Below are 14,018 nucleotides of genomic sequence, written 5' to 3' on the forward strand. Positions count from 1 at the left end.
ATGATATTTATTTGCATCATAGAGTGCGTAGAGTAGGGGAACTAAAAGGCGGGATGAGTGGCGCACATATCATCATGTGGCGTAACTATATTCATTCATTCCGCCTGCCGCTTTTTTCCTAAAAGGACCCCCGAAGCCATGAAAAAGATCGGATTCTTGACCTTTGGTCACTGGACGCCTTCTGCCCAATCCGCCACTCGTTCAGCCGCTGATGCACTGTTGCAATCTATCGATCTGGCGGTTGCCGCCGAAGAGCTGGGCGCCGACGGCGCCTATTTCCGCGTCCACCATTTCGCCCGTCAGCTCAGTTCTCCTTTCCCGCTACTGGCAGCCATCGGTGCGAAAACCCGCAATATCGAGATCGGCACCGGTGTTATTGATATGCGTTATGAAAATCCGCTCTATATGGCTGAAGACGCAGGCGCGGCAGACCTCATTTCCGGCGGTCGCCTGCAACTGGGGATCAGCCGGGGCTCGCCGGAGCAGGTGATTGATGGCTGGCGTTATTTCGGTTATCAACCTGCCGAAGGCGAAAGTGAGGCCGACATGGCGCGTCAGCGCACCGAAACGTTGCTGGAGATCCTGAAAGGTGAAGCGTTCGCCACGCCAAATCCGCAGCCGATGTTTCCGAATCCGCCAGGACTTTTACGTCTGGAGCCTTATTCCGCGGGGTTGCGTGAGCGTATCTGGTGGGGAGCCGGTTCGAATGCGACCGCCGTCTGGGCAGCAAAACTGGGAATGAATTTACAAAGCTCTACGTTGAAAGATGATGAAACCGGCGAGCCGTTCCACATTCAGCAGGCGCAGCAGATCCGCGCGTATCGCGCGGCCTGGGCGGAGGCGGGGCACCAGCGTACACCGCGCGTTTCCGTTAGCCGCAGCATTTTTGCGCTGATGGACGATCGCGACCGCGCTTATTTTGGCAGTAGCCGGAACGATCAGGACAAAGTGGGGTTTCTTGATGAGAAAACCCGTGCAGTCTTTGGTCGTAGCTACGCAGCAGAGCCGGAAAAACTGGTTGAAATGCTGAAACAGGACGAGGCGATTACCGAAGCCGATACCTTATTGCTGACCGTGCCGAATCAGTTGGGCGTAGATTACAACGTGCATGTTATCGAATCGATTCTTAAGCATGTGGCCCCGGCTATGGGCTGGCGCGATTAATGTGAAAAATCAGGCGTGAAATATTGCGTGAGTTCACAAAATAACGCAAACGAGTGATTCGTCGCTTGTCAGAGCATTAAATGCCAGTATCCTGTCGCAGGACAAACTGGATTGCTACCGTATTATTCTCTGACCCATACGGGCAAAACCTGAATCGTTTTTCTGAGCATTTACTGCCAGAAAAAGTGATTCAGGTTTTTTTTGCTTTGAAATGCCATCGTATTTTCATCAGGAGGTGCGAACAACGGAACATACCGATGATCTGCCGTTTAGGTAAAATGTGAAATGCTCTGATAGCCGTTGCAGAGTATTTTGTGAACGACTCCGGTTTCTATAATGAATGATTTTAACTATATGCTATTTGCCGGGGTAATTCGTCGTTCATGTTACTGGTACAGATAATTAAATACCTGATCTCGATTCAGTTCATCAGGTGGGGTTGTATTGCCTGAATATTTATTAAATTGATATTAACTAACCTATTTATTACTACGGATAACAGGAATGAAAAGATGATAAGTAAAAAGCATCAACTGAAATGGATTGCACTCTTAATATCTTCTACACTGGCTTCCGCTTGCGTCGACGCGGCAAAACTCTCTGTTGAGCAGCGCCTGGAATTACTGGAAAAAGCACTGGCTGAAAACCAACAGAAATTACAGGCCACGAAGCAAGAGCTGTGGCAATATAAAACCCGGTTCGACAGGCAACCGGATACTTCCCACGAAACGAACGTTGTCGCCAGTAATCAACCCGCCGATAAAACGCATGTGGCAATATCCGCGCCTGGCGACGCTACGCCAGCGCATTCGGCAGTGGGCACCAGTGCGACACCGACACAAGAGGTGACACTGGCGGACATCAGTAAATATGTGAAAAACGATCTCGGTTTCAGTTATACCGGCTACTTCCGCTCCGGCTGGTCAACCGGAACGCGCGGCGCGCCGAAGTCTTACGCCATGGGTTCCTTGGGGCGATTCGGCCAGGAAAACAGTGCCTGGTTCGACCTGCAATTGTCGCAGAAAGTCTACGATACCGGTGGCAAGGTGGCGAAAGCCGTGGTCATGTTGGATGGCAATGTTGGCCAGCAGTACAGCGCGGGTTGGTTTGACAGCGCGTCGGAAAATCTTCTGCAATTCTCGGATATTTATCTGACGACCAAAGGATTCCTGCCGTTTGCGCCGGAAGCGGATTTCTGGGTGGGTAAACATAACCTACCGGTGTATGAAATTCAGATGCTTGACTGGAAAAGTCATCGCACGAACGCCGGTTCGGGCCTCGGTATCGAGAACTGGCAGCTTGGTCCCGGCAAGTTAAATATGGCCGTCACGCGAGAAGATGTTAATGCTCATGCGGTCGATTATGCGACCTCGGACAATACGCAGCAGGTTAACGCCAACAGCGTAGAGGTGCGCTATAAAGATATTCCGCTATGGGATAAAGCCTCGGTGGAAATATTTGCACGTTATGCGATGCCCAATGAAACCAACAATAATCATAAAAATGAAGATAATGGCACCTATTACAGCGTCAAAGATGCCTGGCATGGCGGTTTAATTCTGCGGCATAAATTTAACGACGGCGGATTTAACGAACTAACACTCCAGGGCGCGGATAATTCCATCGCCAGCGGCTTTGCGTTAATTTCAGATTCTAACCCGTCGTACAGTTATAATGACCAGTATTATGGCGAACAGAGTTACGGCAAAGCTTTTCGCATGATTTCCCAGGGCGAGAACTATTTACGTCCGGATGTGATTATGGCGCATGCGCTGGTCTATGCGTACGGTAATGATATTTACGACTACAATACCGGTGCACATACTGATTTTAATTCCGTTCGTGCGGTGGTTCGCCCGGCGTATATCTGGGATAACTTTAATCAAACCGGTGTAGAGCTTTCCTGGTTTGAACAGAAAAATAAAACTGGCGGCAATGAATATCATGAATCAGGTTATAAAACTACGCTCTATCATGCGCTGAAAGTGGATACCAGCCTGTTGACCTCGCGTCCGGAAATTCGTTTCTATGGGACTTATCTGAAGGTGAACGATAATGGCATCAGTCAGTTTGAATTTGCCGATGCGAAGAGAGATCAGTTCACCGTCGGCGTACAGGCGGAAGTGTGGTGGTGATAAATTAAAAATTCTGCGCCTGCACACAGCAGGCCTTTTTATTCAAAGGTATTTATACCCTAAATAATTCGGGTTGCAGGAAGGCGGCGACACAGTGAATCCCCAGGCGCTTACTTCAGTAAGTGACTGGGGTGAGCGACAAATCTGCCGGGAGCAGATTTGAACGCTGTAAGCAGCGGCCCCGAAGGGGTAAGGCTCAGGGATGAGCCGAATAAAAAAGCCAACGCACATGCAGCTTGAAGTATGACGGGTATAGAGCCTAATGGGATAGGCTCTTAAGCATATGATCGAGAAAGGCGCGTACCGCAGGATTGGCACGACGGCTTTCATGCCAGAGAGCCGAAATATTGTTGCGCTCTACCGCAAAATCTGCCAGCACGGGAACTAACTTTTTATCCCTTACCAGGGATGCCACCATAAAATTCGCGGCCATGCCTATTCCGGCCCCGGCAGCCGTTGCGGCTATGGCGGCTTCGCTTGCGTCAACAATGACCGTTGACGAAGGTATAATCTCAATTTCCCGCTCTCCGACGCGGAACGGCCAGCGAAAAAGTTGCCCCGTATTCTGGTAACGCAGATTAATTGTTTTATGCCCAATTAAGTCGTTCGGATATTCCGGAGGTGCGCAACGCGATAAATATTCAGGCGAGGCATAACAACCTATCAGATAGGGCGGGAGGCGACGCGACAGGAGACTGGAATCCGCAAGCTCACCCATGCGAATCGCAATATCAATATGCTCATCAACAAGATTTATCCTGTGGTCGCTTAAGCGCAGGTCAATCATCACTTTGGGGTGAAGCGCGCAAAATTGTGGAAGAACAGGGGCAATCAAATGGATACCTGTTGGTAACGACGCCGCGATGCGTAACGTCCCTGCGGGTTCAGCGCGGGTACGTTTGGCTACCTGTTCGATCTCTTCCGCATCCCGTAACAACCGTAACGCCCGTTCGTGCAGTTCGCGGCCTTCGGCAGTCAAAACCAGCGAACGCGTCGTTCGCGTGAACAGGGTAATGCCGAGATGCTTCTCCAGCCGCTGAATACTCTTACTGATGGCGGAAGGTGAAACGGAAAGCGAACGGGCAGCCGCAGTATAGCTGCCCAGCGCGCCTGCACGAGCGAATGCAATGAGACCGGTGAGTCGTTCAAAAGCCATTTGTTCCTTCATGGCATAATTAAAGCGAAATTGAGCCTAATTATCAATCCAGAATATTCATCGTATGATCTGACACCTGAGCATTTTTAGAGCGAGGTTGTTATGAGTGAAACGATGAAAGCAGTACAACTTCATGCATTTGGCGGGCCGGAAAACCTACTGTATGAAGAGACCCGGAGACCGGTAGCGGGTAGCGATGAGGTTCTTGTCCATGTCCAGGCGGCCAGCATCAACCCGCCAGACTGGTATCTGCGTGACGGTTATCGCGCACTTCCGCCTGAATGGTGGCCTGAACCCACTTTTCCACTCATTTTGGGAACTGACGTATCAGGCGTCGTCGCTGCGGTCGGTAAAAATGTTACCGGGTTTAGCACGGGTGATGAGGTCTATTCGATGGTGCGCTTTCCGCAAAGGCTAATGGAAGGCAGTGGCGGCTATGCACAATATGTCAGCGTGCCTTCATCCGAGCTGGCATTAAAACCCCAGGGGATTGACCATATTCAGGCTGCCGGGGCACCGATGTCACTCCTCACAGCCTGGCAGTTTCTTGTCGAAACGGGGCATGACGCGCCGAATCCTTTCCAGACTTTTCCTCATCAAGCCGTGCCATTAAAAGGCCGGACCGTGCTGGTCAATGGTGCGGGTGGTGGCGTTGGGCACCTTGCGGTTCAGGTTGCCCGCTGGAAAGGGGTACGGGTTATTGCCGTTGCGTCTTCCCGCCATGAGGCGCTATTACGTGATTTGGGGGCGGATGAGTTTATCGACTACACCAAAACGGCACCAGAGCACGTAGTCAACAATGTTGATCTGGTACTTGATGCGGTTGGCGGTGCAAATATGGAGCGCTTTCTGCACTGTATAAAGCCAGGCGGTGCATTATTTCTGGTTAACCCTCTGGGTTTTTCCGCATGGAGTGAGGCCGCCAAAAAAGCGATTACAGTGTCATCAACACAAGTTCGTTCCAATGGTGCGCAATTATCAGAAGCAGGTCGTCTTCTGGAAAAAGGCATTATCCGGGTGGTCATTGATAGCACCTATCCATTAGCAATGGCATCGGCTGCCCATCAGCGTGCTGCCACGGGAAGTCTTCAGGGCAAAATTGTGCTGACAAACTATTAATCACTTCCCCGATTTGTCATGCATTGCAATCGGGGATAGGCAGAAAAAGGAAAGCGTTATGCTCATCGTCTCCGGCTATATACATATTGAGCCCGCTTGCTTACAGCAATTTATGGCCGATATAGAATTACTGGCTCAACGCGTGCGAAAACGTGAAGGCAACCTCTCGTATGATATTGCAGTGGGCGATCCTCTGACGGGAAGATTACTGATATCTGAACGCTGGAAAGATCAGGAGGCACTCACGGCGCATCTTGCCGCTACCCACACCCGGGCATTTATCACCCGATGGCAGGAACGAATGACGGGTGAGGTTTTGAAATATGACGCCTTTAACGAAAGGGGGTTGTTCGATGTGTAATGACCCTTTGATACCCGTTGCATTTATTATGCCTGGCGCGTCAGTCACCGTTTTACCGGCAGTTTCGCGCACAAAATCTGAATTAGCGTGCGCTTATTTTCCGTTCGGCAAAATAGTGGGCAGGCGTGCTGCCCATCGTTTTCCTGAACATGGTGATAAAGGCATTCACGGACTCATACCCCAATTTAGCCGCCACATTTTGCACGGATACGCCGCTGGCCAACTCCTGTAGCGCAATAATCAAATGGAGCTGCTGGCGCCATCGTCCAAAGGTCAGCCCTGTTTCGCGCAGCATCAACCGTGCCAGGGAACGCTCACTTATCGCCAGCCGTTTCGCCCACTCTTTAAACGTGCTCCGATCCTCCGGCTGGCTTACCAGCGTATCGGCCATGGTACGTATTTTGGGATTCGAAGAGACAGGCAGACTCAATTTCTGCTGCGGCATGGTGGCTAATTCGTCGAGCGTCACTCGGGTTAGCCTTGCAACGTGGCTATCCGGCGGGTAATCAATGCTCTCGTGGGTTAAACGGTCAACTAATTCTTTAATCAGCTGAGAAATGGCCAGCGTGCAACACTTCTCCGGGAGTGCTACGGCGCCGGGTTCAATGAATAAATAATTCAGATGCGCGTTCCAGGTCGCTTTTGCGCTATGCGGGATCCCGCCTGGGATCCAGACAGCGCAGTGCGGTGGCACGATCCATATGTCATTTTCCGCGCGACAGATAACGGCGCCATACAGCGCAATAATTAATTGCCCTTTACGGTGCGTATGCACGGGCACTTCGGCTGCGTAATCAACGAACTCGAGATGGCGAGCCACGGCCGGGCACGGTGTGGCGTCAGGATCAAACACTTGCGTCGCATCATTGGTCTTCATTGTATTGGCAACATTTAGGGATTTTTTGACAGAATAGAGTATTTAAGCGAGTACGCAAGTCGGTAATAATCCCGGCATGAACAAAATAAACGTCTGTCACTGCCGCTTTGGGCGGGCTATCTCCAACGTGTTCCACCGTACCGGCGTCATCATGGCTTCATTGACGCTGCAAAATGACGCCAATGCGTTGCTCTATTCCATCAAGAGCTTTGCAGCCGCGATGCTCGCTTATTACATCGCCTTATCGATCGGTCTTGAAAGACCGTCCTGGTCAATCATTACTGTTTATATTGTTTCGCAGACCTCGGTTGGCGCGTCACTCAGCCGATCCCTTTATCGCCTGGCCGGAACCGTTATCGGTGCCGCGGCGACCGTGCTGATTGTGCCCACGTTCGTGAATATGCCGATTTTTTGCAGCGTGGTGCTTACCGGCTGGATCACCTTCTGCCTTTACTTATCCCTGCTTGAACGCACCCCCCGCGCTTACGCTTTTGTTTTAGCCGGTTACACAGCGAGCCTGATCGGTTTTCCTGCGGTAGTGCATCCCGGCGCGATATTTGACACCGCAATCGTCCGGGTACAGGAGATCGTGATTGGTATCCTCTGTGCGTCGCTGCTTCACCGCTATGTTCTGCCAAAACGGATATCCGGCCTGTTCAACAGCAAATTATCGGAAACGCTACGCTCGGCACGACAGACCCTTGCTGACGCGCTGGCAGGCAAATCCGACAAGGCGTCAAACAGTCTGCATCTGGCACTGGCGTTACAGTACCTTCAGGGCGTCAGCCACCACATTCCCTATGACTTCGCCCTTTCTGTACCAATCCGGCACGCCAGAAATGCCCTGCATGACAAGCTGGCCCGATTGTTAATCGTCATCTGCGAATTACGCGATCGCGTGCAGATGATTGAAGCGATGCCGGACGATCTGTACAGACTGCTGTGTGATGTTCAGCACTGGCTCGCCTGTCAGGATGAGCGGGAACGAAAAATTACAGCAGAAACGCTAAGAATACGTAGCGAGCAGGTAACGGCGCAGCAGGCTAAACACGCGCTGACGTTGCAAGATGCCGTGCAAGCGAGTTTTGCCCGTCATCTGACGGAAGCCATCCTCCTGATACAGCAATGCGAGCGTCTTGCTGGCGCCATCCATCACGCGAAACCCGCGCCTGCGCAGATGCAGGACCATGTGGCAAAAGGCTATGTTTTCCATCGCGATCATTTGGCCGCTGCACGCACTGCGCTGGGGGCGTTCGTGATCATCCTGAGCGGCTGCCTGGTATGGATTTTCTCGGCCTGGCCTGATGGCGGGACGGCAGTGTCTATCCTTGGCGTCTGTTGTACGTTGTTTGGCAGTTTCGACGCCCCGGCTCCGCATATTGTGAAATACATTATTGGCTCCTTCTGGGGCGTATTGATAAGCCTGATCTATAGCTTTGCCCTTCTTCCACACGTTACTGAGTTCACTGTGTTGGTTGCGGTGTTTGCCCCGGCATATCTGCTGGCCGGATCGCTCCAGGCGCGGCCGCCCACCACGTTTATGGCCATGGGGATCACCCTCACGCTGCCTGTTTTGTGCGAGTTAGATGCCCACTACAGCGGAGACTTCGCTGTGGCTGTCAACACCGCCATCGCCTTATTTGCCGCGACCGGCTTTGCCGTGATCGGTATGAGCTTGCTGCAAACCGTGCAGGCAGACGCGGCCATAAATCGTCTGCTGAAGCGTTGCCACCGCGATATACGACGCAACGTGAAAGGCACCTTTAAAACTGATGAAACGTACTGGACTAATTTAATGATCGACAGAACGGCCTTGTTACTTCCGCGTTTGCAGCGTAGCAGGCAATCGCCAGCGCAGACGCTTAACCAGATGCTGCACTATCTGCGAATTGGCCTCGGCGTGATGCATTTACGCCGTGGCGATTCCCCGGCAGGCGGGGATATGGGGAAAGCGATCAACGAGGTGTTTTACCTACTCAGCCGCGCGACGGATACCGCTATCTTGCGCCAGCGTATTGCCGCAATGATTGGACTCTGTTTGCCTGCCGGGCAGCAACAATCGCAGCAATTCATTGGCAGGTTGGTTGATTTGTACTGCGCATTGCAGGAGCAGAACAGAGAGCAAACCGATGATCAATGACATGAATATTGGCGGTGTCTTTTTCCCGGGCTTGTTGATTATCGCGGTTCTGGCCCTGGTCTTTACCCTGTTGTGCGTGCCGCTTTTCTCTCTCAGCAGGATTTACCGGCGTTTGCCTTATCGCCCGCTGATGGACTTCTCAATCTATATCGTTACCTTTTCCCTGCTTATCCAGGGGCTGAATGCGTTGGGGTTATTCGCATGAAATCTTTGCTATCTCTTTTTGGACGCTATGCACTGACATTAAGCGCAGTGGCGGTGGCAGCACTTCTGGCTTTTATGATGTGGAAACATTATGCGCAGATACCCTGGACCCGCGATGGTCGGGTGCGTGCTGATGTGGTGCAGATTGCGCCTGAGGTTTCCGGGCCGGTCAACAGTGTGATAGTCAAAGATAATCAGTGGGTTAATCGTGGTGATGTGCTCTATACGATCGATCCCCGCTGGTTAAAGCTGGCGGTGGCCAGCGCGCAGGCTGACGTTGAGGCAAAACGCCATGAGATGGTAATGCGCCAGGATGCCGCAACAAGACGTTCCCGCATAAAGGGCGTGATTTCCAGCGAGGATTTGCAGCAAACAGACAGCGCGGCGAACGTCGCGGTGGCGAACTATCATGGTGCGCTGGCCGCGCTGGAACTGGCACAGCTTAATTTATCCCATGCCACGGTTCGCTCACCGGTTGCAGGCTATGTCACGCATCTGCGGCTTCGCGCTGGTGATTATGCCACCGCGGGCGAAACAACAGTGGCTATCGTCGATGCTAACAGCTTCTGGGTTGTCGGTTATTTCGAGGAGACCAAACTGCGCCATATTCGTGTAGGAAGTAGCGTACAGATAGCGTTGATGGGGTTTGAGCCCGCCATTACCGGCCATGTTGAGAGTATCGGGCATGGGATCGGTGACAGTAATGACGAGACGGGCGGGCTTGGCCTGCCGGAAGTGGAACCGACATTCAGTTGGGTACGGCTCGCGCAGCGTATTCCGGTGCGCATTCATATTGACACCTTACCGGCGGGAATTGATCTGGTGGCTGGCCTGTCTGCGAGCGTGTTGATTACGCCATAACCGCATAACGTTTCTGGTCAATATTCCGCACACGTTGAGTTTAACGCTATGAACCACAGAAAAGAACTTATCATCAATTTAATCGCATGGATTAATCGCAATATTCAGTCGCCAATGAAAATTGATGATGTCGCGGCAAAGTCTGGCTATTCAAAATGGCACTTACAGCGACTGTTTTTTGCGGAGACGGGCCAGAATCTGGGCCAGTTTATCAGGGAGCGAAAGCTAAGTTTAATTGCCGAGCAGCTGATCAGCTCCAATGAATCATTAATTAGTCTGGCAATGAAATACGGCTTTGATTCTCAGCAATCATTAACCCGGGCATTTCACAAAAAATATCAACTGCCGCCGCATAAATACAGAAAGACATTTTTCCGTCAGCATTTCGATGATTTTCATACCGACGTAAAACCACGCAAATAATCAACCGACTAATAGTTGGGGGCCAGTCTTCTATTACCAGGCCGGGTGACGGTTCAGGAATATCTCTTTAAAAAGCAGGACGCCTTGACGGAATAACGCGCTTTTGTACCACGATGGTGCGCACTGCATTGCCATAGTGCGTGTTCACCTCGCCATCCAGCCCGTTTATTCGCTTTCTCTGCTGTTTCTTAAAGTTGGCGCGTTAATTGCATGATCAACGATACCGCATCCTGCATGGCAGGAACAGGCACCGTAGCCTGGTAAGCGGCTTGTGGCGAATCGCCACTCCAGTACATCGATTTCAGGCGAAGAAGCCCTGCCGGCAATGCTGTCGGCGGGGCTTTTTTTTGGAGTAAATCTATGAGCAAGTTAAAAGCATGGTTTCAGGGTCCACAAGATATCACCGAAGCCGAAGCCGTTGAGGATTACGCGGTCGGCCGCGTGCCGTCGCACTATCGCTGGCCTATTCCGGCCATTATTCTGGTGTTGCTCGGCAACTCTACCGCCATGTTCTGGTTTAGCCTTGGCGCGGACATGAGCTATCAGGTCGGCTGGCCCATGTTGCTGCTGCCGATTGGTTATATGGTGGTGTTCGCCACCTTAATTGGCTCCTGTATTATGAAGATGGCGAGTAAAGAGGGACTTTCACTCAATTTGATGACGCGCGGGCTGGGATTCGGCTATATGGGATCGGCCTTCACGTCGCTGATTTACGCCGTGAATTTCATCTTCTATTTCCTGTTCGAAGGCACCATCGTCTCTCACGCTATCGCCAACTATGCGGGCGTGCCAGTCAACTCGGCTGCCGGTATCGCCATCTTTGCGCTAATGGGGCTGGCCGCCATCTGGTTTGTCTGGAAAGGCATGTCATCCATGCAATTTCTGCAAACCTGGGGCGTTCCCATTTTTATTGTGTTGTTTGGCTTTTGTATCTGGCAATTAACGCACCATTATCCGGCGGTCGGCTTCAGCGGCTGGCAGCCAAAAGGGGAGATCGACAGTAACGCATTGTGGCTGGTGATGAATATGGCCAACGGGCAGATTGTCTTCCAGGGATTGATGGCCACCGATTACGGTCGTTTTGCCCGTCCGGGTATCAGCCATAAAGGCACTGCCACCATCATGCTGGGGATGCTGATCCCGATTGTGGTGGTGATGCTGTTTGGCGCGTTTATGGCCTACACCTTGATGCCGCATATTCAGGGAGAGGATGTCTGGTCGCTGGCGCTCGATCCGGGCTTTGTCTTCCCGCTGATTATTGGTTTGACCGGCGTGTTATTTGCGGTGATTACCCAGATCCGCATCAACGTGCTCAATCTTTACTCGGGTTCGATTGCACTGTCGAATACGATGGATATGGCGTTTAACTATCGCCCGGGACGTCAGTGGTGGATGCTGCTGGTTTGGTTGCTTGGTGTGGTGTTCTATATCTGCAATATTTTGCAGTATACCGGCACTTTCCTTTCTATTACGGGCATTCTCACCAACACCTGGGTGTTTATTATCCTCGCTGATTACTTTATCTGCCGCAAAGTGCTGCACCTTGCGCCATCCGATTTCGTGGAGTTCCGTAAAGAGTATCTGCGTATGTGGAACCCGTCCGGCGTGATTGCACTGTGTGCTGCTGTTGCGATAGGCGCGGCTGGTGTGCTGGGCCTGTATCCGATGGTGTATGCCTCGTTTATCGCCATGCTGGTTGGCCCGGTGCTGCACGTTGCGATCAGCGTTGCCACCCGCGGCAGCTATTACTTCAAAACCTTCCCTGAGGATATGCAAACCAACTGGAAACCCGCCGATGCTTATCAGGGACCAAAACCGGTATTTAATCCATTACTGAGCAAGGAGGCTGAATAATGCGCATCACCGTTGCAACCATCCAGTTTGAACCAACGCAGTTTAGAAAAGAGGAAAACGTTGCTCGCCTGCTGGCATTAGCAACCCAGGCCGCGCGTGATGGCGCGCGCTTAATCGTCATGCCGGAAATGGCCACCACCGGCTATTGTTGGCTGGATCGCGCGGAAGTCGCCCCTTATGTAGAAACGGCGGACGGCGCCACCAGCCAGGCATTTACTGCCGTTGCGCGTGAATTTAACTGCTTTTTGGTCTTTGGCATGCCGGAGCGGGATCCGCTGACCGATCTTTACTATAACAGCGCTGTTCTGGTTGGGCCGCAGGGCGTGATGGGTGTCCATCGTAAAACGCACCCTTATATATCGGAGCCGAAATGGGCGGCTAACGGCAATAGCGGACATCAGGTATTTCACACGGAGATCGGCAATATCGCGCTGTTGATCTGTATGGATATTCACTTTATTGAAACCGCCCGGCTGGCCGCGTTGGGCGGCGCGCAAATCATATGCCACATCAGCAACTGGCTGGCTGAACGCACGCCCGCACCTTACTGGCTCACGCGTGGTTGGGAGAACGGCTGCACACTGATCGAAAGTAACCGTTGGGGGTGGGAGCGGGGCGTGCAGTTCAGCGGTGGCAGTTGCATTGTGGATAGCCACGGCAATCTGCTGGCCAGTTGTGACAGCGGCGACCAGGTGCTCAGCACGGAATTACCACTGCCTGCGGAGAACCCGCAACTGAATAAGCGTCGGCCTGAGTTGTATCACCGTTTGATGACCAACACGTTTCAGTGGAATCCAAAGGACTTTTTTGGCTTATACGGACGTAATCCCCTGCCTGACGGCAAAGCGTCCCGTATTGCCGTAGCACAGTTCCGCCCGCAAAACGATGTTGATGCCAACCTGTCACAGATTCGGCACTGGGCCGAACAGGCGAAATCGGAGAGTGCGGAACTGCTGGTATTGCCGGAACGTGCGCTGACCGGCGGTAAGGGTAGCCGCTACGCACTGGCGCTGGATGATGCGCCAGTACAGGCGCTGATCGCGCTGGCGATAGAACTCGATATCGCGCTGCTTGCGGGGTTTGCCGAGCGGGAAGGGGAGCAGTGCTATAACAGTGCGGTGCTGGTGAGCAGTGCCGGGCTCGCTGCGCACTATCGGCAGATTCACCTTAGCGAAGAGGATCGGCAATGGGCCTGCGCAGGAAATCAGTGGGTGACCTGTGATCTCCCTTGCGGGCGGGTCGGTATCTTGCTGGGTGAAGATCTGCTGGTGCCGGAAGCTGCACGTATTCTGGCGCTGGAAGGCTGCGACATTATCGCGTGCCCCGCGCAGCTCAATTCCCCTGCGCCAATGGCACATGCTGGCACGGCGATCCCCCATGTCTGGCCAATTCCGCGCGGGGCCGATCCTTACCACTGGCTACTGCCGCGCGTTCGTGCGGGTGAGAATAATGTCTGGCTGGCTTTTGCCAACTGGCCTGCGGCTGAAGGAGAAAGTTTTGGCCTGAGCGGGGTATTCGGCCCGGATACGTTTGCTTTTCCGCGTCAAGAGGCGAAAGCCACAGGTGCGAAAGGGCTGGCGGTGCTGGATATCTCCACAGGTTCAGCCGATACCACCTGGCCCGATCATGTGGTAAGACGTAAAGAGCTGGTGCTGATGCGTCAGCCACATTACTACACTGCGCTGGTTGCTCAACCACCGCGATGAACCACAGGCGCGGCCTAC

At 52.6% G+C, this 14,018-nt stretch carries 12 protein-coding genes; 10 read left to right on the top strand and 2 right to left on the bottom strand.

Features of this window, described 5'->3' with window-relative positions:
• Positions 1–138: 138 nt before the first annotated feature.
• Together BM427_RS16550 and BM427_RS16555 are read left to right on the top strand one after the other, a co-directional pair.
• Positions 139–1,164, top strand: coding sequence for an LLM class flavin-dependent oxidoreductase (locus BM427_RS16550; RefSeq protein WP_090123346.1), 1,026 nt, complete (start codon positions 139–141; stop codon positions 1,162–1,164).
• A 512-nt stretch (positions 1,165–1,676) separates the two neighbouring features.
• The gene (locus BM427_RS16555; RefSeq protein ID WP_090123348.1) at positions 1,677–3,299 is read left to right on the top strand and encodes a carbohydrate porin; all 1,623 of its coding nucleotides are present in this window, start codon (positions 1,677–1,679) and stop codon (positions 3,297–3,299) included.
• 259 nt (positions 3,300–3,558) lie between these two features.
• Here the strand turns inward: BM427_RS16555 and BM427_RS16565 are convergent, their stop codons facing one another.
• Positions 3,559–4,467: a LysR family transcriptional regulator gene (locus BM427_RS16565; protein ID WP_090123352.1), complete on the bottom strand. Its 909-nt coding sequence runs from the start codon at positions 4,465–4,467 to the stop codon at positions 3,559–3,561.
• 90 nt (positions 4,468–4,557) lie between these two features.
• On the opposite strand from BM427_RS16565, the gene BM427_RS16570 reads away from it, so the two are divergent.
• Both BM427_RS16570 and BM427_RS16575 read left to right on the top strand, forming a co-directional pair.
• Complete coding sequence (locus tag BM427_RS16570; protein WP_090123353.1) at positions 4,558–5,574, top strand: NADP-dependent oxidoreductase; 1,017 nt, start codon at positions 4,558–4,560, stop codon at positions 5,572–5,574.
• Between the two features lie 58 nt (positions 5,575–5,632).
• Positions 5,633–5,935: a putative quinol monooxygenase gene (locus BM427_RS16575; protein ID WP_090123355.1), complete on the top strand. Its 303-nt coding sequence runs from the start codon at positions 5,633–5,635 to the stop codon at positions 5,933–5,935.
• 82 nt (positions 5,936–6,017) lie between these two features.
• On the opposite strand, the gene BM427_RS16580 is transcribed toward BM427_RS16575, so the two are convergent.
• Positions 6,018–6,812 carry an AraC family transcriptional regulator gene (locus tag BM427_RS16580; RefSeq protein WP_090123357.1) on the bottom strand — a complete coding sequence of 265 codons (795 nt, stop codon included), beginning with the start codon at positions 6,810–6,812 and terminating at the stop codon, positions 6,018–6,020.
• 76 nt (positions 6,813–6,888) lie between these two features.
• Between BM427_RS16580 and BM427_RS16585 the strand changes: the two genes are divergently transcribed.
• From BM427_RS16585 to BM427_RS16610, 6 genes are all read left to right on the top strand, one after another.
• The gene (locus BM427_RS16585) at positions 6,889–8,952 is read left to right on the top strand and encodes an FUSC family protein (protein WP_090123359.1); all 2,064 of its coding nucleotides are present in this window, start codon (positions 6,889–6,891) and stop codon (positions 8,950–8,952) included.
• Positions 8,942–9,157 (top strand): DUF1656 domain-containing protein, encoded by a 216-nt coding sequence (locus BM427_RS16590; protein WP_090123361.1) that lies wholly within the window; start codon positions 8,942–8,944, stop codon positions 9,155–9,157. Before BM427_RS16585 ends, BM427_RS16590 begins: the two co-directional genes overlap by 11 nt.
• The gene (locus BM427_RS16595) at positions 9,154–10,017 is read left to right on the top strand and encodes an efflux RND transporter periplasmic adaptor subunit (protein WP_090123363.1); all 864 of its coding nucleotides are present in this window, start codon (positions 9,154–9,156) and stop codon (positions 10,015–10,017) included. The genes BM427_RS16590 and BM427_RS16595 overlap by 4 nt, the downstream gene beginning before the upstream one ends.
• A gap of 48 nt (positions 10,018–10,065) precedes the next feature.
• Positions 10,066–10,440, top strand: coding sequence for a helix-turn-helix domain-containing protein (locus BM427_RS16600; RefSeq protein ID WP_090123365.1), 375 nt, complete (start codon positions 10,066–10,068; stop codon positions 10,438–10,440).
• A gap of 360 nt (positions 10,441–10,800) precedes the next feature.
• The gene (locus tag BM427_RS16605; RefSeq protein WP_090123367.1) at positions 10,801–12,294 is read left to right on the top strand and encodes a purine-cytosine permease family protein; all 1,494 of its coding nucleotides are present in this window, start codon (positions 10,801–10,803) and stop codon (positions 12,292–12,294) included.
• The gene (locus BM427_RS16610) at positions 12,294–14,000 is read left to right on the top strand and encodes a nitrilase-related carbon-nitrogen hydrolase (RefSeq protein WP_090123369.1); all 1,707 of its coding nucleotides are present in this window, start codon (positions 12,294–12,296) and stop codon (positions 13,998–14,000) included. The genes BM427_RS16605 and BM427_RS16610 overlap by 1 nt, the downstream gene beginning before the upstream one ends.
• Positions 14,001–14,018 lie beyond the last annotated feature (18 nt).

The organism is Kosakonia arachidis (assembly GCF_900116535.1).
Classification (GTDB): domain Bacteria; phylum Pseudomonadota; class Gammaproteobacteria; order Enterobacterales; family Enterobacteriaceae; genus Kosakonia; species Kosakonia arachidis.

Coding starts and splice junctions, on each gene's coding strand:
- BM427_RS16550 (WP_090123346.1), top strand. CDS start 139: ATGAAAAAGATCGGATTCTTGACCTTTGGTCACTGGACGCCTTCTGCC.
- BM427_RS16555 (WP_090123348.1), top strand. CDS start 1,677: ATGATAAGTAAAAAGCATCAACTGAAATGGATTGCACTCTTAATATCT.
- BM427_RS16565 (WP_090123352.1), bottom strand. CDS start 4,467: ATGAAGGAACAAATGGCTTTTGAACGACTCACCGGTCTCATTGCATTC.
- BM427_RS16570 (WP_090123353.1), top strand. CDS start 4,558: ATGAGTGAAACGATGAAAGCAGTACAACTTCATGCATTTGGCGGGCCG.
- BM427_RS16575 (WP_090123355.1), top strand. CDS start 5,633: ATGCTCATCGTCTCCGGCTATATACATATTGAGCCCGCTTGCTTACAG.
- BM427_RS16580 (WP_090123357.1), bottom strand. CDS start 6,812: ATGAAGACCAATGATGCGACGCAAGTGTTTGATCCTGACGCCACACCG.
- BM427_RS16585 (WP_090123359.1), top strand. CDS start 6,889: ATGAACAAAATAAACGTCTGTCACTGCCGCTTTGGGCGGGCTATCTCC.
- BM427_RS16590 (WP_090123361.1), top strand. CDS start 8,942: ATGATCAATGACATGAATATTGGCGGTGTCTTTTTCCCGGGCTTGTTG.
- BM427_RS16595 (WP_090123363.1), top strand. CDS start 9,154: ATGAAATCTTTGCTATCTCTTTTTGGACGCTATGCACTGACATTAAGC.
- BM427_RS16600 (WP_090123365.1), top strand. CDS start 10,066: ATGAACCACAGAAAAGAACTTATCATCAATTTAATCGCATGGATTAAT.
- BM427_RS16605 (WP_090123367.1), top strand. CDS start 10,801: ATGAGCAAGTTAAAAGCATGGTTTCAGGGTCCACAAGATATCACCGAA.
- BM427_RS16610 (WP_090123369.1), top strand. CDS start 12,294: ATGCGCATCACCGTTGCAACCATCCAGTTTGAACCAACGCAGTTTAGA.